The organism is Ruthenibacterium intestinale (assembly GCF_040096265.1).
Taxonomy (GTDB): domain Bacteria; phylum Bacillota; class Clostridia; order Oscillospirales; family Ruminococcaceae; genus Ruthenibacterium; species Ruthenibacterium komagatae.
In genome coordinates this window covers 1-17,951 of the sequence record NZ_JBBMFA010000100.1, presented here as the reverse complement: position 1 = coordinate 17,951, position 17,951 = coordinate 1, and the positions used below count along the sequence as shown (strand labels likewise).

Genomic DNA, 17,951 nt, shown 5'->3' with positions numbered 1-17,951 from the left:
ATCAGCTCTGTTCGGAGAGGTCATGTTGGTGCCAAAGGGCATCAACCAATAACCTGTTAGGAGGCAAAAAGAAATGCAAAAAGGTATCATCGGCAAAAAGATCGGCATGACGCAGGTTTTTGACGAGAACGGCAAAGTGGTTCCCGTGACTGTGGTCGAGGCCGGCCCCTGCACAGTTGTGCAGAAGAAGACAGTGGAAAGCGACGGCTACGTTGCGGTTCAGCTGGGCTTTGGCGATATTTCCGCCAAGAAAGTAACGAAGCCCGCCAAAGGTCATTTTGACAAGGCGAACGTTGCTCCCAAAAAAACCCTGCGTGAGTTCCGTCTGGCGGACATCAGCGGCATGAACATCGGCGACATTCTGAAAGCGGATGTTTTTGCAGCGGGCGATCACATTGACGTGGTTGGCACCAGCAAAGGTAAAGGCTATGCCGGCACCATCAAGCGCTGGAACGGTCACCGTCTGCGTGAGAGCCACGGCACCGGCCCTGTTTCCCGTCACGCTGGTTCCATGGGCGCTTGCTCTTCTCCGTCCCGCGTGTTCAAAGGCAAGAAACTGCCTGGCCATCTGGGCGCCGAGCGCGTTACCGTGCAGAACCTGAAAGTCGTCAAGGTTGACGCAGAAAACAATCTGATCGCTATCAAAGGCGCGATCCCCGGCCCGAAGGGCAGCGTGGTTTGCATCACCGATAGCGTGAAAGCGTAAGAGGAGGAAAGCATCATGGCACAGTTTGACGTTTTGGATATGAACGGCAAGAAAGTTTCCACGATCGAGCTTTCCGACGCCGTCTTCGGCATCACTCCCAACGAGAAAGTGATGCACATGGCTATCGTTAACTTCCTGGCCAATCAGCGCCAGGGCACTCAGAGCACCAAGACCCGCAGCGAGGTTTCCGGCGGTGGCCGCAAACCCTGGCGCCAGAAAGGCACCGGCCGCGCTCGTCAGGGCTCTACCCGCAGCCCGCAGTGGACACACGGCGGCATCGCGCTTGGCCCCAAGCCCCGCGACTACTCCTTCCGTCTGAATAAGAAGGTAAAACGTCTGGCTCTGCTGTCTGCGCTGAGCAGCAAGGCACAGTCCGGCGAAATCGTTGTGGTCGACAAAATCGAGGCTGCCGAGTACAAGACCAAGACGGTTGCCAACATGCTGACGGCTGTCGGCGTTACGAAAAAAGCGCTGATCGTTACCCCGGCTGTGGATGCCAAGCTCGTGAAGAGCGCTGCCAACATCCCGGGCGTAAAGACCACCACTGCTGACAACATCAACACCTATGAAGTGCTGAACGGCGGCAAGTTCGTCATCAGCGTGGATGCTGCCAAGAAACTCGAGGAGGTATTTGCGTAATGAAAACTCCCGCTCAGGACATCATCCTCGCCCCGGTCATCACCGAGGCTTCCATGGCTGGCATCGCTGACAAGAAGTATTCCTTCAAAGTTGCGACCAACGCCACCAAAGTTGACATTGCCCGCGCTGCCGAAGAACTGTTCGGCGTGAAGGTCGCCAAGGTCAACACCATCTCCGTGCGCGGCCGTTATCGCCGCCAGGGTATGCACGCAGGTTACACTGCCGCTTCCAAGAAAGCGATCGTTACCCTTACCAAGGATTCCAAGGGCATCGAGTTCTTCGAGTCCATGATCTAAGCACGGGAGCCCGAGCAGGGCTCAGCTATGGAGATATGACTCCGATAACACATCATAAGAGAAAGAGGAAAAGACATGGCTATTAAAAAGTATAAACCGACTACGCCGGGTCGCCGTGGTATGACCACGACCGATTACAGCTGCCTGTCGAAAGTTGCGCCGGAGCGCAGCCTGCTGGAGCCGATGAAAAAATCCGCTGGCCGCAACAACACCGGTCGCATCACCGTCCGTCATCATGGCGGCGGCAACCGCACCAAATATCGTGTGATCGACTTCAAGCGCGACAAAGTGGATGTTCCCGCTACGGTCAAAACGATGGAGTATGACCCGAACCGTTCTGCGCACATTGCGCTGCTGGAGTACGAGGATGGCGAAAAACGCTACATCATCGCTCCGGAAGGCCTGAAAGTGGGCGACACCGTGATGAGCGGCGCCAACGCCGACATCAAGCCGGGCAACTGCCTGCCGTTTGCCAACATCCCTGTTGGTACCATCATCCACAACATCGAGCTGTATCCGGGCAAGGGCGCTCAGCTGGTTCGCTCTGCCGGCAACATGGCTCAGCTGATGGCGAAAGAGGGCAAATATGCTCTGGTTCGTCTGCCGTCCGGTGAGATGCGCAACGTTCCCATGAACTGCGTGGCTACGGTCGGTCAGGTCGGCAACATCGATCACGAGAACGTGAACATCGGTAAAGCTGGCCGCAAGCGTCACATGGGCTGGCGTCCCACGGTTCGCGGTTCTGTCATGAACCCCTGCGATCACCCGCACGGCGGCGGTGAGGGCAAGAGCCCGGTTGGCCGTCCCGGCCCTGTTACCCCGTGGGGCAAACCTGCTCTGGGTTACAAGACCCGCAAACATCATGCGCGCAGCGATAAGTTCATCGTGAAACGCGCCAACTCGAAATAAGGAGGAGAGCTGACATGGGCAGAAGTGTTAAAAAAGGACCTTTCGTACAGCCGGTGCTGCTCAAACGCGTGAAAGCGATGAACGAAGCTGGTGAAAAGAGAGTGCTCAAAACCTGGAGCCGCTCCTCTACGATTTTCCCGGATTTCGTCGGCCACACCTTCGCGGTGCATGACGGCCGCAAGCACGTTCCCGTTTATGTGACCGAGGATATGGTCGGCCACAAGCTGGGCGAGTTCGCGCCGACCCGCACGTTCAAAGGTCATGCCGGCGGCAAGACGACCGGTAAATAAAGGATAGGAGAGGATTACAAATGGAAGCAAGGGCACATCTTAGATACGCCCGCATCGCGCCCCGCAAGGTTTCCGTCGTGCTGGATCTCATCCGCGGACAGGAAGTCGACAAGGCGCTGGCGATTCTGCAGTACACCCCGAAGGCCGCCTCTGAGCTCCTTTACAAGCTGGTGAAATCTGCTGCCGCCAATGCGGAAAACAACCACAACATGGACAAAAACAACCTGTATGTTGCTGAGTGCTTTGTCACTCCCGGCCCGACGCTGAAACGCGTCATGCCTCGCGCACAGGGCCGTGCGTACAGAATCCTCAAGAGAACCAGCCACATCACGGTCGTTCTCAAAGAGAAAGAGTAAGGAGGTTAAGCAGTATGGGTCAGAAAGTCAATCCCCACGGCATCCGCGTGGGCGTCATTAAAGATTGGGACAGCCGCTGGTACACCTCCAAACGTGACTTCGGCGATACCCTCGTTGAGGACTACAAAATCCGCAAAGTGCTGAAAAAACAGCTGTACAATGCGGGCGTCCCCAAAATTGAGATTGAGCGCACCTTCGACAGCCAGACCGGCAAACCCCGCGTTCGTGTTACCATTCACTGCGCCAAACCCGGCATGGTGATCGGCAAAGGCGGCGCTGAGAAAGAGAAGCTGCAGGCTCAGCTCACCAAAATGATCAACAAGGATGTTTATGTGAACATCGTTGAGGTCAACAACATCTCCACCAACGCTCAGCTGGCTGCTGAGGACGTTGCTGCTCAGCTGGAGCGCCGCGTTTCTTTCCGTCGTGCGGTTAAAATGTGCATGCGCAATGCCATGAGCCCCCGCCGCGGCACCGGTGCTGTTCCCGCCAAGGGCATCAAAATCCAGGTCGGCGGCCGTCTGGCCGGCGCGGACATCGCCCGCAGCGAGCACTATCATGAGGGTACCATTCCTCTGCAGACTCTGCGCGCTGACATCGACTACGGCTTTGCCGAGGCGAACACCACTTATGGTAAGATCGGCGTAAAAGTCTGGATCTACAAAGGTGAAGTGCTGAAAGGCGCGAAACCCGCTCCCCGCAAGGAGACATCCCGCAAAGAAGGAGGCAACAAATAATGTTACTGCCGAAACGCGTAAAATACCGTCGTGTTCAGCGCGGCCGCATGAAAGGCAAAGCGATGCGCGGTAATACAGTTTCTCAGGGCGAGTATGGCATTGTTGCCCTCGAGCCCTCTTGGATCACTTCCAACCAGATCGAAGCCGCCCGTATTGCCATGACGCGTTATATCAAGCGCGGTGGTAAAGTCTGGATCAAAATTTTCCCGGACAAACCCGTTACCGAGAAACCGGCCGAGACCCGCATGGGTTCCGGTAAAGGTAGCCCCGAGTACTGGGTGGCCGTTGTGAAACCCGGCCGTGTCCTGTTTGAGCTGGCTGACGTCAGCGAAGAAGTTGCTCGCGAGGCTCTGCGCCTGGCGGCTCACAAACTGCCTGTCAAGTGCAAGTTTGTCAAACGTGAGGAGGTCGAATAAGCATGAAAGCAGCTGAACTGCGCGAAATGAGCGCTGCCGAACTGACCAAAAAGCTGGGCGAGCTGAAAGAAGAGCTGTTCAACCTTCGCTTCCAGCACGCCATCAACCAGCTGGATAACCCCGGCCGGATCGAGACCGTCAAAAAAGACATTGCCCGCATCAAAACTGTGATGCGCGCCAATGAGCTGAAAGACGCACAATAAGGAGAGGGAGGAAAGACATGGAACGCAATTTGAGAAAGACCCGCGTGGGTGTGGTTGTGTCCGACAAAATGGATAAAACCGTTGTTGTCGCCGTGAAAGACAGCGTGCAGCACCCTCTCTACAAAAAGATCATGAAGCGCACCGTGAAGTTCAAAGCTCACGACGAAAACAATGAGTGCGGCGTGGGCGACCGCGTGATGATCATGGAGACTCGTCCCCTGAGCAAAGACAAGCGCTGGAGACTGGTCAAGATCGTCGAGAAGGCGAAATAACACAGCTTTGAAAGGAGATTCTGTCTTATGGTACAGATGCAAAGCTATCTCAAAGTTGCCGACAACACCGGTGCGAAAGAAATTATGTGCATTCGTGTGCTGGGCGGCTCCCGCAAGAGATATGCCGGCATTGGCGATGTGATCGTGGCTTCGGTCAAGAAAGCAGCGCCCAATGGCACAGTGAAAAAAGGCGATGTGGTCAAGGCTGTGGTCGTTCGCAGCAAACAGGGCCTGCGCCGTGAGGATGGTTCCTACATCCGCTTCGATGAGAACGCCGCGGTGATCATCCGCGAAGACAAAAACCCGAGAGGCACCCGTATTTTTGGGCCGGTCGCCCGCGAACTGCGCGATTGCGGCTATCTGAAAATCGTCAGCCTTGCTCCGGAATCGCTGTAAGGAGGTTTTACAAGAATGGCAAAAGTTCATGTTAAAACCGGCGACACCGTTATGATTATCAGCGGCAAAGACCGCGGTAACTCTGGTAAGGTTTTGCAGGTCAGCCCCAAGGAAGGCAAAGTCATCGTGGAAGGCCGCAATATGGTGACCAAACACGTCAAACCCCGCCGTCAGGGCGAGCAGGGTGGCATTGTCAAAGCCGAGGGCGCGCTGTATGCCGATAAGGTGATGCCGGTGTGCCCCAAGTGCGGCAAGGCCACGCGTGTGGGCCACACGGAAAAAGATGGTAAAAAAGTACGCGTCTGCAAAAAATGCGGCGCCGAGTTTTAAGGAAAGGGAGTAGAAACACATGGCAAGATTACAGGAAACCTACGCCAAGGAAATTGCTCCCGCTCTGATGAAGAAATTCAGCTACAAAAGCGTGATGCAAATCCCGAAGCTCGACAAGGTCGTCATCAACGTTGGCTGCGGCGAAGCCCGTGACAACCCCAAGATCATGGATGCGATCCTGTCTGATCTGAGCAAAATCACCGGCCAGAAACCGGTCGTCTGCAAAGCCAAAAAGAGTGTTGCAAACTTCAAACTGCGTGAAGGCATGCCCATCGGTGCGAAAGTCACCCTGCGCGGCGAGCGTATGTATGAGTTTGTGGATCGCTTCTTCAGCGTGGCTCTGCCCCGTGTTCGCGACTTCCGCGGCATCAACGGCAACTCCTTTGATGGTCGTGGCAACTATTCCTGCGGCGTGAAAGAACAGCTGATTTTCCCCGAGATCGACTACGATAAGATTGATGCGATCCGCGGCATGGATATCTGCTTTGTAACCACCGCAAAGACCGACGAAGAGGCCAAAGAGCTGCTCAAGCTCATGGGCGCTCCGTTCGCTAACTAAGGGAGGGCATGAGATTTGGCTAAGACAAGCATGAAAATCAAACAGCAGATGGCGCCGAAGTTCAGCACCCGTGCTTACAACCGTTGCAAAATCTGCGGCAGACCCCACGCCTACCTGCGCAAATACGGTGTTTGCCGTATCTGCTTCCGCGAGCTCGCTTACAAAGGCGAGATCCCCGGCGTGAAAAAGGCCAGCTGGTAATCAGCGGCATCCCGACGCAGAATTTACAATTTGAGCACTGATGTAATGAATCAAGGAGGTTAGTGGCAAATGCAAATCACCGATCCTATCGCGGACCTGCTGACACGCATCCGCAACGCCAGCACTGCCAAACACCCTTCTGTGGACATTCCCGCTTCCAACCTGAAAAAGGCGATTGCCAACATCCTGTTGGAGGAAGGTTATGTGAAGGGCGTCCAGGTCATCGAGGATGACAAACAGGGCGTAATCCGCATCACTTTGAAATACACCGAGACCGGCGCTTCCGTTATCACGGGCATCCGCCGCGTTTCCAAGCCCGGCCTGCGCATCTACACCAACTGTGAAGATATGCCGAAGGTTTTGAAAGGCCTGGGCACTGCGATCATCTCCACTTCGAAAGGCGTTATGACCGATAAGGCCGCCCGCAAAGCAAACGTCGGCGGCGAAGTCCTCGCCTTCGTGTGGTAAGAAAGGGGCATAGACAATGTCGAGAATTGGAAGAAAACCCATCGTCATCCCGGCTGGCGTTGAGGTCACTGTCAATGGCCAGAACGTCACCGTGAAGGGCCCCAAAGGCACCCTCAATTCCAACATCCATCCCATGATCACTGCGAAAGTGGAGAATGGTGAAGTAGTGGTGACCCGTCCGAATGACGAGAAAGAAGCACGCAGCCTGCATGGCCTGACTCGCACCAACATCCAGAACATGGTGGAAGGTGTGACCCACGGCTTCAAGAAAGAGCTGGAGATCCAGGGCGTTGGTTATCGTGCTGCGAAGCAGGGCAAAGACCTGGTCATGAACCTGGGCTTTTCTCATCAGGTTGTGATGCCGGAACCCGAAGGCATCACCATTGAGGTACCGGATCCTCTGAAGATCGTGATCAACGGCATCGACAAACAGCGTGTCGGCCAGTTTGCCGCGGAAGTGCGCGAGAAGCGTCCGCCCGAACCCTACAAGGGCAAAGGCATCCGCTATGTGGGCGAGTATGTGGCTCACAAAGAGGGCAAAGCCGGCAAGGGCGCAAAATAAGGTAAGGAGTGAAAGACAATGGTCAATAAACCGGATAAGAACGTCGCTCGTCTGCGTCGTCACCGCCGCGTTCGCGGCAAAATCTCCGGCACTGCACAGTGCCCGCGTCTGGATGTGTTCCGCTCCTCCAAACATATTTATGCCCAGCTCATCGATGACGTGGCCGGCGTGACGCTCGCCAGCGCATCCAGCATGGATAAAGATTTTGAAGGTTTCGGCGGCAACATCGAGGCGGCCACCAAAGTTGGCAAGGCAATTGCCAAGAAAGCTGCCGAGAAAGGCATCACGAAAGCGGTTTACGACCGCGGCGGCTTTGTGTATCACGGCCGTGTAAAGGCTTTGGCTGAGGGTGCCCGTGAGGGCGGCCTGGAGCTGTAAGGAGGATACAAATGGAAATGATTGACGCATCCACTTTGGATTTACAAGAGAAGGTTGTTGCCATCAACCGTGTATCCAAGACCGTTAAGGGCGGCCGAATCTTTAAGTTCTCCGCTCTGGTCGTTGTCGGCGACGGCAACGGCATCGTGGGTTTCGGTTTGGGTAAAGCGGGCGAGGTTCCCGAGGCAATTCGCAAAGGCTGCGAGGATGCCAAGAAGAACCTGCATCGCATTGCTCTGAAAGGCACCACCATTCCTCACGAGACCGTCGGTGTGTTTGGCGCTGGCCGTGTGCTGCTGCGTCCGGCTCCCGAAGGTACCGGCGTAATCGCCGGCGGTGCGGTTCGCGCCGTTCTGGAAGTCGCTGGCATCAAGGACATCCGTACCAAATGTCAGCGCACCAACAACCCCTGCAACGTAGTGACTGCTACGATGAATGGCCTTTGCAGCCTGCAGAGCGCCGAGCAGGTGGCTGCAAAGCGCGGCAAGACCGTGCAGGAAATTTTGGGTTAAGGAGGCAGTGAATCATGGCTGAAGAGAAAGTGACAGTGGTCGAGCAGGCCGCTGAGGAGAAAAAGGCTCCTGCCAAAAAGGCTCCGGCTAAGAAAACTGCCGCTAAGCCCGCTGCAAAAAAGGCACCTGCCAAAGCTAAAGCTGCGGCTAGCCTCACCATCAAGCTCACCAAGAGCCTGATCGGCCGTTCTAAAAATCAGATTGCCACCGCGCAGAGCCTGGGCCTGAAGAGGGTCGGCGATGTGACTGTGCAGCCTGACAACACGGCTACCAATGGCAAAATCAACAAGATCTCTCACATGGTAGAGGTCACCAAAGCGTAAAAGCAAGGAGGTGCACACACAATGATGCTTCATGAATTAAAGCCCGCTGAGGGCGCAAGCAAAGCTGCCAAGCGCAAAGGCCGCGGCGCTGGTTCTGGCAACGGCAAGACTGCCGGTTATGGTCACAAAGGCCAGAAAGCTCGTTCCGGCGTTAAGAAGGCTGGCTTTGAAGGCGGCCAGATGCCGCTGCAGCGCCGTTTGCCGAAGCGTGGCTTCAACAATATTTTCGCAACGGTGTATGCTACTGTTAAAGTAAGCGATCTCGAGAAATTCGAGGCCGACAGCGTGGTCGACGTCAATGCGCTGCTGGAGAAAGGCATTATCAAAAAATCTCTGGACGGCGTGAAAGTGCTGGGCAATGGGGAGCTGTCCAAGCCCCTGACCGTGAAACTCAACGCTTACACTGCTTCCGCAAAGGAAAAAATTGAGAAAGCAGGCGGGAAGGCTGAGGTGATCTGATCGTGTTCGATACTTTCAGAAACGCCTGGAAGATTCAGGATCTTCGCAAGAAAATCCTTTACACGGTGATGGTCATCGTGGTCTTCCGTCTCGGCTGTGCCATTCCGGTTCCGTTCATCCGGCCTGAAGCTCTTCAGGCCTGGGTGGGGGAGACGGGCAACTTGCTCGGCTACATCGACATGCTGACCGGCGGTGCGTTTGCCCGCTGCACGCTGTTCGCGCTGAGCGTTACGCCTTACATCAACGCCTCCATCATCATTCAGCTGCTGACTGTGTCGATTCCTGCTCTGGAGCAGCTGGCGAAGGAAGGCGAAGAGGGACGTAAAAAGTTGACGCGCATCACTCGCTATGTAGGTGCGGGAATCGGCTTCGCTCTGGCGATCGCCTATTACTTCCTGCTCCGCGGACAGGGCGCTCTGTTGTACACAGAGGGTGCTTCCGCCTGGTTCAGCGCGGTTGTCATCGTTTTGACCTTTACGGCCGGTTCGCTGTTGATTCAGTGGCTGGGTGAGCAAATCGATGTAAAGGGCATCGGCAACGGCATTTCGCTGTTGATTTTTGCCGGTATCATTTCTCGCTGGAGCAGCGTTTTCACTTCCGCGAAAAATTATCTGGATTTGGCTGCGGAAGGCGAGACCAAGTATTATTTCTTCCTGCCGCTGATCGTGGTCCTGGTACTTGCGGTGATCGTCTTCATCGTAATCCTGAACGCAGCAGAGCGCCGCATTCCGGTGCAGTATGCAAAACGCGTTGTGGGCCGCAAGATGTACGGCGGACAATCCACTCATATTCCCATCAAAGTGAATATGAGCGGTGTTATGCCCATCATCTTTGCTTCGTCTCTGATCTCCATCCCCGGAACCATTGGTTCGTTCTTCCCGACGCTGTATGACAGCACGGTGCATCCGGTCTGGGCGGCGATCCTGGGGGCGTTCCAGTACAGTGGCTGGGCTTATGCAGTGATTTACTTCCTGCTGATCATTGGATTCAACTACTTCTATGTTGCAATCCAGTACAATCCGGTTGAGATTGCCAACAATCTGCGCAACAACAACGGAACGGTGCCGGGCTATCGTCCCGGAAAGCCGACCAGCGATTTCATTACGCGGGTTTTGGGCAAGATCACATTGGTGGGCGCTCTGTTCCTGGGCATCGTTGCAGTTATGCCGATCGTCCTGGGCGCAGTCACCGGCATGAACATCGCTTTGGGCGGCACCAGCCTGCTGATCGTTGTCGGCGTGGCTCTGGATACCTCCAGAAGCCTTGAGTCCTACATGCTGATGCGCCACCACAAGGGATTCCTTGAATAATCCAAACTCAGTACGTCAGGGGGAAAAGGTAATATGAAACTGATCCTTTTGGGCGCGCCTGGCGCCGGTAAAGGCACGCAGGCTGAGGTCGTTTGCGAAAAGCTGGCGATTCCCGCCATCAGCACCGGCAACATTCTTCGCGAAGCGATGAAAAATGAAACGGAGATGGGCGTAAAGGCCAAAGCCTATATCGACTCCGGCGCGCTTGTCCCCGATGACGTGATCATCAGCATCATCAAAGAGCGTCTGGCACAGGACGACTGCAAAAACGGTTTCATTCTCGACGGCGTGCCCCGTACGGTGGCACAGGCCGAAGCGCTGGAAGCCATGGGAATTGAAATCGACAAAGTCGTGGACATTGAAGTGTCCGATGAGACAATCGTCAAACGCCTGTCCGGTCGCCGCGTCTGCTCCGCTTGCGGGGCAAGCTACCACACCATTTACAAACCCAGCGCAAAGCCGGACGAGTGCGACCGCTGCGGCGGAAGCCTGATCGTTCGGAAAGATGACGAGCCCTCTACGATTCTGGAGCGCCTGAAGGTGTATCACGAGTTGACAGAGCCGCTGGTTGACTTTTACAGAGCGCGCGGCAAACTGGTGGTCGTGGAAGGACAGGAGGAAGTGGCAGATACCACGAAACTTCTGTTCGAGAAACTGGGGGTCTGAGCGTGATACAGCTTAAAACGGCAAAAGAGATTTCTGAAATGCGACTTGCATGTCAAATCTCTGCGGAAGTTCTGAAACTTGCCGGCGAGGCTGTGAAACCTGGTGTTACAACTGCTCAGATCGACAAGGTTATTTACAACTATATCGTCAGCCAGGGAGCAAAGCCAAACTTTAAAGGGTATGGTGGTTTTCCGGGTTCGGCATGTATTTCCGTGAACGACACGGTGATTCATGGCATTCCCTCAAAGCATATTGTTCTTCAGGAAGGCGATATTGTCTCAATTGACACCGGAGCTGCTGTGCATGGATGGAATGGAGACAATGCCGCGACTTTTGCCTGCGGAGCGGTTTCCGATCGCGCACAACGCATCATGGATGTCACAAAAGAGGCACTTGCTCGGGGAATCGCGGCTGCACAGCCGGGCAACAGAGTAGGTGACATCGGTGCTGCGGTGCAGCAGTATGTGGAGAGCGAAGGATACTCCGTGGTCCGCACTTATGTGGGACATGGCGTTGGCCGTGACATGCACGAAGATCCGGAAGTTCCCAACTTTGGCACGCCGGGACGCGGCCCTCGCCTTGTGCCCGGTATGGTGATTGCCATTGAACCGATGGTCAATGAGAAAAGCCATGTTGTAACAACACTGTCGGACGGCTGGACCGTGAAGACAGTGGATGGCGGGTTGTCTGCTCACTTCGAGCATACGATCGCCATTACACAAAACGGCCCTGTCATCCTGACCAAAGGCCGGGAAGGGCACGTATGAACGACAAACAACTCAGTAGAGCGCTTGCTGCTCATGCTTCAAGCGCGCAGGGAGGGTAAAAAGCTTGTCAAAAGAAGATGTTATCGAAGTAGAAGGTACCGTAGTCGAGGCAATGCCGAACGCCATGTTCCTGGTTGAGATCCAAGGCGGGCACCGGCTGCTGGCTCACATTTCCGGCAAGCTGCGCATGAATTTCATTCGCATCCTGCCCGGAGACAAGGTCACACTTGAGATGAGCCCCTACGATTTGACGAAGGGCCGCATCACATGGCGCTCGAAATAATCGTGCGCAGCAAGTAAGGAGGTTACAAACATGAAGGTGAAACCTTCCGTAAAACCCATTTGCGAAAAATGCAAAGTCATCAAGCGCAAAGGCCGCGTGATGGTCATTTGCCAGAATCCGAAACACAAACAGCGCCAGGGCTAAGCCCGAACTCCGTTTGCCGGTTACTATCCCGCCGGTTTTTCGGTTGAAAGCATAAAGGGATAAATCATTCAGGAGGTGCTTATACAATGGCACGTATCGCCGGAGTTGACTTGCCCAAAGAGAAGCGAGTCGAAATTGGCCTCACTTATATCTATGGCATTGGTCGCAGCGCCGCCAGCGAGATCCTGGCTGCTACCAAGATCAATCCCGATACTCGAGTGAAGGACTTGACAAAAGACGAAGAAGCTCTTATCCGTGATTACATCGATAAAAACTTCACCGTTGAAGGCGACCTGCGCCGCGAAACCGCGCTGGACATCAAACGTTTGATCGAGATCCAGTGCTATCGTGGTACGCGTCACCGCAAAGGCCTGCCCGTGCGTGGTCAGCGTTCTAAAACGAATGCCCGTACCCGCAAAGGCCCGAAACGCACAGTAGCCAACAAGAAGAAGTAATCCAGAGGAGGACAGTAGAATGGCAACAAAAGCCGCTGCTAAAAAGGGTGCTCCCGTGCGTGGCAAACGCCGTGAGCGCAAAAATATTGAACGTGGCTGCGCGCATATCCAGAGCACATTCAATAACACCATTGTCACCATCACCGACGTACAGGGCAATGCGGTGTCGTGGGCCAGCGCTGGCGGCCTCGGTTTCCGAGGTTCCCGTAAATCCACTCCGTTTGCTGCGCAGACCGCCGCTGAAACTGCTGCGAAAGCCGCTATGGAGCATGGCATGAAATCCGTCGAGGTCTATGTGAAGGGCCCTGGTTCCGGACGTGAGGCCGCGATCCGCGCTCTGCAGGCCACGGGTCTGGAGGTCAATATGATTAAAGACGTGACCCCCATTCCGCACAACGGCTGCCGCCCGCCGAAACGCCGTCGTGTATAATCGAAAGGAGAAAATAAGTTATGGCTAAGAATATGCAGCCGATCGCCAAACGCTGCCACGCTCTGGGCATTTCTCCTGCTGTTATGGGATATGCGAAGAAAACCACGAATCGTAATCCGGGCAGCCAGATGAGAAAGAAGAAGAGCGAGTATGCCCTTCAGCTGGCTGAGAAGCAGAAGGTCAAATTCGTATATGGCGTCATGGAGCGTCAGTTCCGCTCCTATTACGAGAAGGCCAGCAGAATGCCCGGCAAAACCGGTGAAAATCTGCTGATCCTGGTGGAGCGCCGTCTGGACAACGTGGTGTACCGTCTGGGCTTTGCAGCTACCCGCCGCGAGGCTCGTCAGCTGGTCAACCATGCTCACTTCACCGTAAACGGCAAGAAGGTCAACATTCCTTCTTACCTGGTAAAACCCGGTGACGTTGTGGAAGTTGCTCCTTCCAGCCGTTCCTCTGTGAAATTCAGCAAACTGACGGGTGAGGATGCTCCCGTTGTGCTGCTGCCGCAGTGGCTGTCCCGCGAGAAGAACTCTCTGAAGGGCACTGTCACTCAGATGCCGGTCCGTGAGGACATCGACCTGCCGGTCGAGGAGCATTTGATCGTCGAGTTGTACTCCAAATAATCCCCGGAAACCTCATCCCCGCATGCAACCAAAAGAGCAGGCCGCTTGCGGCCTGCTGATCAAAGGAGGGTTTACCAATGATGGAGATCGAGAGACCCAGAATCGACACAGCGAGCCTGTCCGCAGACGGCCGTTACGGCAAGTTTGTGGTGGAGCCGCTGGAGCGTGGTTTCGGTACAACTTTAGGCAACAGCCTGCGCCGTGTGCTGCTTTCCAGCCTGCCTGGCGTTGCGGTTACCAGCATGAAAATCGACGGTGTTGTCCATGAGTTTTCTACCATCGAGGGTGTGAAAGAGGACGTCACCGAGATCGTGCTGAACATCAAAGGCATTACGGCGAAGCTTTATACCGACAGTCCCAAAACCGTGCGCATTGAGGCCACGGGAGAGGGAGAGGTAACTGCCGGCAGCATTCAGCAGGATGCTGAAATTGAAGTGTTGAACCCCGACTGGCACATTGCCACTTTGGCAGAAGGCGCCAAGCTCGTGATGGAGCTGACCTTCGACAAAGGGCGCGGTTATGTGCCTTCCGAGCGCAATAAGGCGAATGCCGAACAGGCTTCCCTGGGCGCTCTGCCGGTTGACAGCATTTATACGCCGGTGCTGAAGGTCAACTATACGGTTGAAAATACCCGTGTTGGCCAGATCACCGACTATGATAAGCTGACCATCGAAGTATGGACGGATGGCACCATCAGCGCCAAAGAGGCTGTGAGCCTGGCAGCGCGCATCATGACCGAGCACCTGAACCTGTTTGTGACTTTGTCGCAGGAGGCCATGGATGCAGAGATCATGGTGGAGAAAGATGACAAGGGCAAAGAGAAAGCTTTGGAGATGACCATTGAAGAGCTGGATCTGAGCGTGCGTTCTTTCAACTGCCTGAAGCGGGCCGGAATCAACACGGTGGAAGATCTGATCAACAAATCTGAAGACGAGATGATGAAAGTGCGTAACCTCGGCCGCAAGAGCCTTGAGGAAGTCATCGCAAAGCTGGATTCGCTCGGCTTTAAACTGACGAAAGACGACGAATAACTGCAAAGGAGTGAATTGGGATGCCCGGTACCAGAAAACTTGGCAGAACCAGCGACCACCGCAGAGCTATGCTGCGTGCTATGGTTACCTACCTGTGCGAGACAGGCAAGATTGAAACCACTGTTACGCGTGCGAAAGAGGTGCGCGCAATGGCTGAGAAAATGATTACTCTTGGCAAGCGTGAGGATCTGCACGCAAAACGCCAGGTCTTTTCCTTCATTACGAAAGAGACTGTTGCGAAAAAGGTAATTGATGAGCTCGGCCCCAAATATGCGGATCGTGACGGCGGTTATACCCGCATCATCAAAACTGGCGTTCGCCGTGGTGACGCCGCTGAGATGGCGATCATCGAGCTGGTTTAATTTCAAAAAAGAGAAAGCACTTCGGGAGACCGAAGTGCTTTTTTATTGCGGATAAGAAAAATGGCTTTTCGGTAAAATATTCGCCTTTATGCAAAATTTACAGGTTAAAAAGGGAAGAGAACAGCGAATCAGCGAGCGATGGAACGGAAATAATCAAATAAGTCGGAACGTTTCCCAGGTCTTTATTGATTCTTAATGAATTTTGTAGTAAAATAATAACACTTATACTGTGTTATTGCGCCGATTTTTCGGCGATGATGAATAAAGATTGGTGATTTTTTTGTTAACAGCTATTACAGAGTTTGCGCAGAAATTCCGCAAACAGATCCTGGTTGCGTTTGATATTGTTGTCGTGACATTTTCCTATATTCTTCCCTGGATTATGATCAATGGAAGAACGTCCTTTTCGGAACACAACAGCCTTTTGGTAGCCAGCTGCTTTTTCTTTGTATGCTGCTATGAGATCGTTTACGGCCTGATGGGAATGTACGACAGCCTGTGGCGCTATGCTGAGATCGTAGAGTTTTTCAGGCTGTGTCTTGCTTCCGGTCTGGCAGTGGGATTGTTTGTAATAGGAACCTTGCTGATGTTCACCGAGCGGCGGGTCCCTACCTCCATTTACTTTCTAAGCGCGCTGTTTGCCTCGTCGCTTACGCTTTATTCACGCCTGACGTATCGCATGTATCGCAATACAACGCTGAGTAAGCGCAAAAAGGCCAGTCGGCGTACATTGATGATCGGTGCAGGTGATGCGGCCTCCACTTTGCTGCATGAGGTCTTTAAAAACAAGTCTCCGGACATGAACATCATCTGCTGTGTGGATGACGCGCCGGAGAAAGTGGGTCGTTCCATCATGGGAGTTCGCATTATGGGAACCACGGAAGATATTCCCGAGCTGGTGGACCGGTGCGAGATCGAAACGATTCTTTTGGCGATCCCAACGGTAGATGATGCCAACAAAAAGCGAATTCTCAGTATTTGCAACAAAACCAAATGCAATGTGCGGATTTTGCCGGACATTGTAAAAATGATCAAAGACGGAAAAGACTTTTTGTCCCGTGTGCGTGATGTGCGCGTAGAAGACGTGCTGGGACGGGATGAGATTGAGTTGACAGACCTTTCCAGTTCTCTGACCAAAGGAAAAGTGGTTTTGGTAACAGGCGGCGGCGGTTCCATAGGGTCCGAACTTTGCCGGCAGATTGCCTCCTGTGAGCCGCAGCAGCTCATTATCCTGGACATTTATGAGAACAGTGCTTATTCCATTCAGCAGGAATTGCGCCGCACTTATGGGGACAAGCTTAATTTGGAAGTATGCATCGCTTCGGTGCGCGACTCCAAAAAGATAGATGCCCTGTTCCAGCGTTACCATCCCAACGTGGTGTTTCACGCAGCGGCTCATAAGCACGTGCCGCTGATGGAGGACGCACCGGAAGAAGCGGTTAAAAACAATGTGTTTGGCACGTATAATGTGGCTTTGTGCGCGGAAAAATACGGTGCAGAGCGTTTTGTTTTGATTTCTACGGACAAGGCGGTCAACCCGACCAACGTCATGGGTGCGACCAAACGTCTGTGCGAGATGATTGTGCAGGCGCTGGCGCAGAAAAGCAAGACCAAATTTGTGGCTGTGCGTTTTGGAAACGTTCTGGGCTCCAATGGTTCGGTCCTTCCACTCTTTAAGGAGCAGATTGCATCCGGCGGTCCGCTGACGGTGACGCATCCCGATATTGTTCGTTACTTTATGACCATTCCTGAGGCAGTTCGTCTTGTGCTGGAGGCTGGAGCAATGGGCGACGGCGGGGATATCTTTGTTTTGGATATGGGCAATCCGGTCAAGATTCTGGATTTGGCCGAGAACCTGATCAAACTTTCCGGCTTCATTCCCTACAAAGACATTGAAATCAAGTTTACGGGCCTGCGTCCTGGCGAGAAGTTGTACGAGGAATTACTGATGGACGAGGAAGGGCTCCGGAAGACGGATAATAAGAAAATTTTCGTAGGCTCGCCTTTGAAATTGAACAAAGACACATTTTTTGATCATCTGGCAACATTGAAGCAGATTGCCTATACAAATAACAGCGACAATTTGGTGCAGGCGCTGATTGATTTGGTGCCTACCTTCCATCACGAAGAACATCGCTATCAATAAAGGGGGAGCCGGATGTACCGGAGAGGAATCAAGCGGGCTTTGGATTTTATTTTATCGCTGTGCGGGATTGTGGTGCTTTCACCTGTGCTGGCGGTGATTGCCCTGTGGGTCAAACTGGATTCACCTGGCCCGGTTTTCTTTCGCCAGAAACGGGTGGGGAAGGATAAAACGTTTTTCTCAATTTTGAAGTTTCGCACCATGTATGCAGATACGCCGAAAGACGTTCCCACGCATCTGCTGAAAAATCCGGATGCAATGATCACACGCAGCGGTCGTTTCTTGCGGCGGACCAGTCTGGATGAACTTCCGCAGATGTTCAACATTCTGCGCGGGCAGATGAGCGTGGTGGGACCGCGCCCTGCACTTTGGAATCAGGATGACCTGATTGCAGAAAGAGACAAGTACGGGGCCAATGCGTTGGTGCCCGGCTTGACAGGCTATGCGCAGGTAAATGGCCGGGACGAACTTCCGATTCCGGTCAAAGCAGAACTGGATGGTTATTATGCAAGCCATCTCTCCTTTGTGCTGGATGTAAAAATCTTTTTTAAAACCATTGCCAATGTCCTTCACGAAGATGGTGTCGTGGAAGGCGGAACACAGGGGAAATAATAAAAGCACGCGGCTACAATCAGCCGCGTGCTTTTATTGTTTACCGAAAACCCCCGGCTGTGCCGGGGAGTTCTCAAAAAGCTTTAGCGTTGCATAGGAAATAAAAACTCCTT

General features: G+C 53.8%; 32 protein-coding genes. All 32 read left to right on the top strand.

Going from position 1 to position 17,951, the window contains the following annotated elements; all coding sequences use genetic code 11:
• Positions 1-73: 73 nt before the first annotated feature.
• The 32 genes from rplC (at position 74) to WMO24_RS10915 (ending at position 17,838) form a co-directional block, all read left to right on the top strand.
• A complete protein-coding gene (rplC, locus tag WMO24_RS11070; protein WP_349216500.1) occupies positions 74-706 on the top strand; it encodes a 50S ribosomal protein L3 in 633 nt (210 codons plus the stop codon).
• A 15-nt stretch (positions 707-721) separates the two neighbouring features.
• On the top strand, positions 722-1,345 hold the full coding sequence (gene rplD, locus WMO24_RS11065) for a 50S ribosomal protein L4 (protein ID WP_349216499.1): 624 nt from the start codon (positions 722-724) through the stop codon (positions 1,343-1,345).
• A complete protein-coding gene (gene rplW / locus WMO24_RS11060; protein WP_349216498.1) occupies positions 1,345-1,641 on the top strand; it encodes a 50S ribosomal protein L23 in 297 nt (98 codons plus the stop codon). Before rplD ends, rplW begins: the two co-directional genes overlap by 1 nt.
• Positions 1,642-1,716: 75 nt before the next feature.
• Positions 1,717-2,550, top strand: coding sequence for a 50S ribosomal protein L2 (gene rplB / locus WMO24_RS11055; RefSeq protein ID WP_349216497.1), 834 nt, complete (start codon positions 1,717-1,719; stop codon positions 2,548-2,550).
• Between the two features lie 14 nt (positions 2,551-2,564).
• On the top strand, positions 2,565-2,840 hold the full coding sequence (rpsS, locus tag WMO24_RS11050; protein ID WP_349216496.1) for a 30S ribosomal protein S19: 276 nt from the start codon (positions 2,565-2,567) through the stop codon (positions 2,838-2,840).
• A gap of 20 nt (positions 2,841-2,860) precedes the next feature.
• Positions 2,861-3,196 (top strand): 50S ribosomal protein L22, encoded by a 336-nt coding sequence (gene rplV / locus WMO24_RS11045; protein WP_349216495.1) that lies wholly within the window; start codon positions 2,861-2,863, stop codon positions 3,194-3,196.
• A gap of 14 nt (positions 3,197-3,210) precedes the next feature.
• Positions 3,211-3,933 (top strand): 30S ribosomal protein S3, encoded by a 723-nt coding sequence (gene rpsC, locus WMO24_RS11040; protein WP_349216494.1) that lies wholly within the window; start codon positions 3,211-3,213, stop codon positions 3,931-3,933.
• Entirely contained in the window at positions 3,933-4,349 is a 417-nt protein-coding gene (gene rplP, locus WMO24_RS11035; RefSeq protein WP_349216493.1) for a 50S ribosomal protein L16, read from the top strand. The genes rpsC and rplP overlap by 1 nt, the downstream gene beginning before the upstream one ends.
• 2 nt (positions 4,350-4,351) lie before the next feature.
• Positions 4,352-4,552, top strand: a complete 201-nt coding sequence (gene rpmC / locus WMO24_RS11030) for a 50S ribosomal protein L29 (protein WP_349216492.1) — start codon at positions 4,352-4,354, stop codon at positions 4,550-4,552.
• A gap of 17 nt (positions 4,553-4,569) precedes the next feature.
• Positions 4,570-4,824 (top strand): 30S ribosomal protein S17, encoded by a 255-nt coding sequence (rpsQ, locus tag WMO24_RS11025; protein ID WP_349216491.1) that lies wholly within the window; start codon positions 4,570-4,572, stop codon positions 4,822-4,824.
• Between the two features lie 27 nt (positions 4,825-4,851).
• Positions 4,852-5,220, top strand: coding sequence for a 50S ribosomal protein L14 (gene rplN, locus WMO24_RS11020; RefSeq protein WP_349216490.1), 369 nt, complete (start codon positions 4,852-4,854; stop codon positions 5,218-5,220).
• A gap of 15 nt (positions 5,221-5,235) precedes the next feature.
• Entirely contained in the window at positions 5,236-5,550 is a 315-nt protein-coding gene (rplX, locus tag WMO24_RS11015) for a 50S ribosomal protein L24 (protein ID WP_349216489.1), read from the top strand.
• A 19-nt stretch (positions 5,551-5,569) separates the two neighbouring features.
• Positions 5,570-6,109, top strand: coding sequence for a 50S ribosomal protein L5 (gene rplE, locus WMO24_RS11010; protein ID WP_349216488.1), 540 nt, complete (start codon positions 5,570-5,572; stop codon positions 6,107-6,109).
• A gap of 15 nt (positions 6,110-6,124) precedes the next feature.
• Entirely contained in the window at positions 6,125-6,310 is a 186-nt protein-coding gene (locus tag WMO24_RS11005) for a type Z 30S ribosomal protein S14 (RefSeq protein WP_349216487.1), read from the top strand.
• A gap of 69 nt (positions 6,311-6,379) precedes the next feature.
• Positions 6,380-6,778 (top strand): 30S ribosomal protein S8, encoded by a 399-nt coding sequence (gene rpsH / locus WMO24_RS11000; protein ID WP_349216486.1) that lies wholly within the window; start codon positions 6,380-6,382, stop codon positions 6,776-6,778.
• A 16-nt stretch (positions 6,779-6,794) separates the two neighbouring features.
• A complete protein-coding gene (gene rplF / locus WMO24_RS10995) occupies positions 6,795-7,340 on the top strand; it encodes a 50S ribosomal protein L6 (RefSeq protein ID WP_349216485.1) in 546 nt (181 codons plus the stop codon).
• 18 nt (positions 7,341-7,358) lie between these two features.
• Entirely contained in the window at positions 7,359-7,718 is a 360-nt protein-coding gene (gene rplR, locus WMO24_RS10990; RefSeq protein ID WP_349216484.1) for a 50S ribosomal protein L18, read from the top strand.
• An 11-nt stretch (positions 7,719-7,729) separates the two neighbouring features.
• Complete coding sequence (gene rpsE / locus WMO24_RS10985; RefSeq protein ID WP_349216483.1) at positions 7,730-8,230, top strand: 30S ribosomal protein S5; 501 nt, start codon at positions 7,730-7,732, stop codon at positions 8,228-8,230.
• A gap of 158 nt (positions 8,231-8,388) precedes the next feature.
• Entirely contained in the window at positions 8,389-8,553 is a 165-nt protein-coding gene (gene rpmD, locus WMO24_RS10980) for a 50S ribosomal protein L30 (RefSeq protein WP_349216524.1), read from the top strand.
• 21 nt (positions 8,554-8,574) lie between these two features.
• Entirely contained in the window at positions 8,575-9,012 is a 438-nt protein-coding gene (rplO, locus tag WMO24_RS10975; RefSeq protein WP_349216482.1) for a 50S ribosomal protein L15, read from the top strand.
• 2 nt (positions 9,013-9,014) lie between these two features.
• A complete protein-coding gene (gene secY / locus WMO24_RS10970; RefSeq protein WP_349216481.1) occupies positions 9,015-10,322 on the top strand; it encodes a preprotein translocase subunit SecY in 1,308 nt (435 codons plus the stop codon).
• A 33-nt stretch (positions 10,323-10,355) separates the two neighbouring features.
• The gene (locus tag WMO24_RS10965; RefSeq protein ID WP_349216480.1) at positions 10,356-10,988 is read left to right on the top strand and encodes an adenylate kinase; all 633 of its coding nucleotides are present in this window, start codon (positions 10,356-10,358) and stop codon (positions 10,986-10,988) included.
• A 2-nt stretch (positions 10,989-10,990) separates the two neighbouring features.
• Positions 10,991-11,755 (top strand): type I methionyl aminopeptidase, encoded by a 765-nt coding sequence (gene map / locus WMO24_RS10960; RefSeq protein WP_349216479.1) that lies wholly within the window; start codon positions 10,991-10,993, stop codon positions 11,753-11,755.
• Between the two features lie 64 nt (positions 11,756-11,819).
• Positions 11,820-12,038, top strand: coding sequence for a translation initiation factor IF-1 (gene infA, locus WMO24_RS10955; RefSeq protein WP_349216478.1), 219 nt, complete (start codon positions 11,820-11,822; stop codon positions 12,036-12,038).
• Positions 12,039-12,068: 30 nt separating this feature from the next.
• Positions 12,069-12,182 carry a 50S ribosomal protein L36 gene (gene rpmJ / locus WMO24_RS10950; protein WP_009322261.1) on the top strand — a complete coding sequence of 38 codons (114 nt, stop codon included), beginning with the start codon at positions 12,069-12,071 and terminating at the stop codon, positions 12,180-12,182.
• An 86-nt stretch (positions 12,183-12,268) separates the two neighbouring features.
• Positions 12,269-12,637, top strand: a complete 369-nt coding sequence (gene rpsM / locus WMO24_RS10945; RefSeq protein WP_349216477.1) for a 30S ribosomal protein S13 — start codon at positions 12,269-12,271, stop codon at positions 12,635-12,637.
• A gap of 19 nt (positions 12,638-12,656) precedes the next feature.
• Positions 12,657-13,067, top strand: coding sequence for a 30S ribosomal protein S11 (gene rpsK, locus WMO24_RS10940; RefSeq protein ID WP_349216476.1), 411 nt, complete (start codon positions 12,657-12,659; stop codon positions 13,065-13,067).
• Between the two features lie 20 nt (positions 13,068-13,087).
• Positions 13,088-13,690 carry a 30S ribosomal protein S4 gene (rpsD, locus tag WMO24_RS10935; RefSeq protein ID WP_349216475.1) on the top strand — a complete coding sequence of 201 codons (603 nt, stop codon included), beginning with the start codon at positions 13,088-13,090 and terminating at the stop codon, positions 13,688-13,690.
• A 77-nt stretch (positions 13,691-13,767) separates the two neighbouring features.
• Entirely contained in the window at positions 13,768-14,721 is a 954-nt protein-coding gene (locus tag WMO24_RS10930; RefSeq protein WP_349216474.1) for a DNA-directed RNA polymerase subunit alpha, read from the top strand.
• Positions 14,722-14,741: 20 nt separating this feature from the next.
• Positions 14,742-15,083 carry a 50S ribosomal protein L17 gene (rplQ, locus tag WMO24_RS10925; protein ID WP_349216473.1) on the top strand — a complete coding sequence of 114 codons (342 nt, stop codon included), beginning with the start codon at positions 14,742-14,744 and terminating at the stop codon, positions 15,081-15,083.
• Between the two features lie 280 nt (positions 15,084-15,363).
• Positions 15,364-17,229 (top strand): polysaccharide biosynthesis protein, encoded by a 1,866-nt coding sequence (locus tag WMO24_RS10920; RefSeq protein ID WP_349216472.1) that lies wholly within the window; start codon positions 15,364-15,366, stop codon positions 17,227-17,229.
• 12 nt (positions 17,230-17,241) lie between these two features.
• Positions 17,242-17,838 carry a sugar transferase gene (locus WMO24_RS10915; protein ID WP_349216471.1) on the top strand — a complete coding sequence of 199 codons (597 nt, stop codon included), beginning with the start codon at positions 17,242-17,244 and terminating at the stop codon, positions 17,836-17,838.
• Positions 17,839-17,951: the final 113 nt, after the last annotated feature.

Coding starts and splice junctions, on each gene's coding strand:
- rplC (WP_349216500.1), top strand. CDS start 74: ATGCAAAAAGGTATCATCGGCAAAAAGATCGGCATGACGCAGGTTTTT.
- rplD (WP_349216499.1), top strand. CDS start 722: ATGGCACAGTTTGACGTTTTGGATATGAACGGCAAGAAAGTTTCCACG.
- rplW (WP_349216498.1), top strand. CDS start 1,345: ATGAAAACTCCCGCTCAGGACATCATCCTCGCCCCGGTCATCACCGAG.
- rplB (WP_349216497.1), top strand. CDS start 1,717: ATGGCTATTAAAAAGTATAAACCGACTACGCCGGGTCGCCGTGGTATG.
- rpsS (WP_349216496.1), top strand. CDS start 2,565: ATGGGCAGAAGTGTTAAAAAAGGACCTTTCGTACAGCCGGTGCTGCTC.
- rplV (WP_349216495.1), top strand. CDS start 2,861: ATGGAAGCAAGGGCACATCTTAGATACGCCCGCATCGCGCCCCGCAAG.
- rpsC (WP_349216494.1), top strand. CDS start 3,211: ATGGGTCAGAAAGTCAATCCCCACGGCATCCGCGTGGGCGTCATTAAA.
- rplP (WP_349216493.1), top strand. CDS start 3,933: ATGTTACTGCCGAAACGCGTAAAATACCGTCGTGTTCAGCGCGGCCGC.
- rpmC (WP_349216492.1), top strand. CDS start 4,352: ATGAAAGCAGCTGAACTGCGCGAAATGAGCGCTGCCGAACTGACCAAA.
- rpsQ (WP_349216491.1), top strand. CDS start 4,570: ATGGAACGCAATTTGAGAAAGACCCGCGTGGGTGTGGTTGTGTCCGAC.
- rplN (WP_349216490.1), top strand. CDS start 4,852: ATGGTACAGATGCAAAGCTATCTCAAAGTTGCCGACAACACCGGTGCG.
- rplX (WP_349216489.1), top strand. CDS start 5,236: ATGGCAAAAGTTCATGTTAAAACCGGCGACACCGTTATGATTATCAGC.
- rplE (WP_349216488.1), top strand. CDS start 5,570: ATGGCAAGATTACAGGAAACCTACGCCAAGGAAATTGCTCCCGCTCTG.
- rpsH (WP_349216486.1), top strand. CDS start 6,380: ATGCAAATCACCGATCCTATCGCGGACCTGCTGACACGCATCCGCAAC.
- rplF (WP_349216485.1), top strand. CDS start 6,795: ATGTCGAGAATTGGAAGAAAACCCATCGTCATCCCGGCTGGCGTTGAG.
- rplR (WP_349216484.1), top strand. CDS start 7,359: ATGGTCAATAAACCGGATAAGAACGTCGCTCGTCTGCGTCGTCACCGC.
- rpsE (WP_349216483.1), top strand. CDS start 7,730: ATGGAAATGATTGACGCATCCACTTTGGATTTACAAGAGAAGGTTGTT.
- rplO (WP_349216482.1), top strand. CDS start 8,575: ATGATGCTTCATGAATTAAAGCCCGCTGAGGGCGCAAGCAAAGCTGCC.
- WMO24_RS10965 (WP_349216480.1), top strand. CDS start 10,356: ATGAAACTGATCCTTTTGGGCGCGCCTGGCGCCGGTAAAGGCACGCAG.
- rpmJ (WP_009322261.1), top strand. CDS start 12,069: ATGAAGGTGAAACCTTCCGTAAAACCCATTTGCGAAAAATGCAAAGTC.
- rpsM (WP_349216477.1), top strand. CDS start 12,269: ATGGCACGTATCGCCGGAGTTGACTTGCCCAAAGAGAAGCGAGTCGAA.
- rpsK (WP_349216476.1), top strand. CDS start 12,657: ATGGCAACAAAAGCCGCTGCTAAAAAGGGTGCTCCCGTGCGTGGCAAA.
- rpsD (WP_349216475.1), top strand. CDS start 13,088: ATGGCTAAGAATATGCAGCCGATCGCCAAACGCTGCCACGCTCTGGGC.
- WMO24_RS10930 (WP_349216474.1), top strand. CDS start 13,768: ATGATGGAGATCGAGAGACCCAGAATCGACACAGCGAGCCTGTCCGCA.
- rplQ (WP_349216473.1), top strand. CDS start 14,742: ATGCCCGGTACCAGAAAACTTGGCAGAACCAGCGACCACCGCAGAGCT.
- WMO24_RS10915 (WP_349216471.1), top strand. CDS start 17,242: ATGTACCGGAGAGGAATCAAGCGGGCTTTGGATTTTATTTTATCGCTG.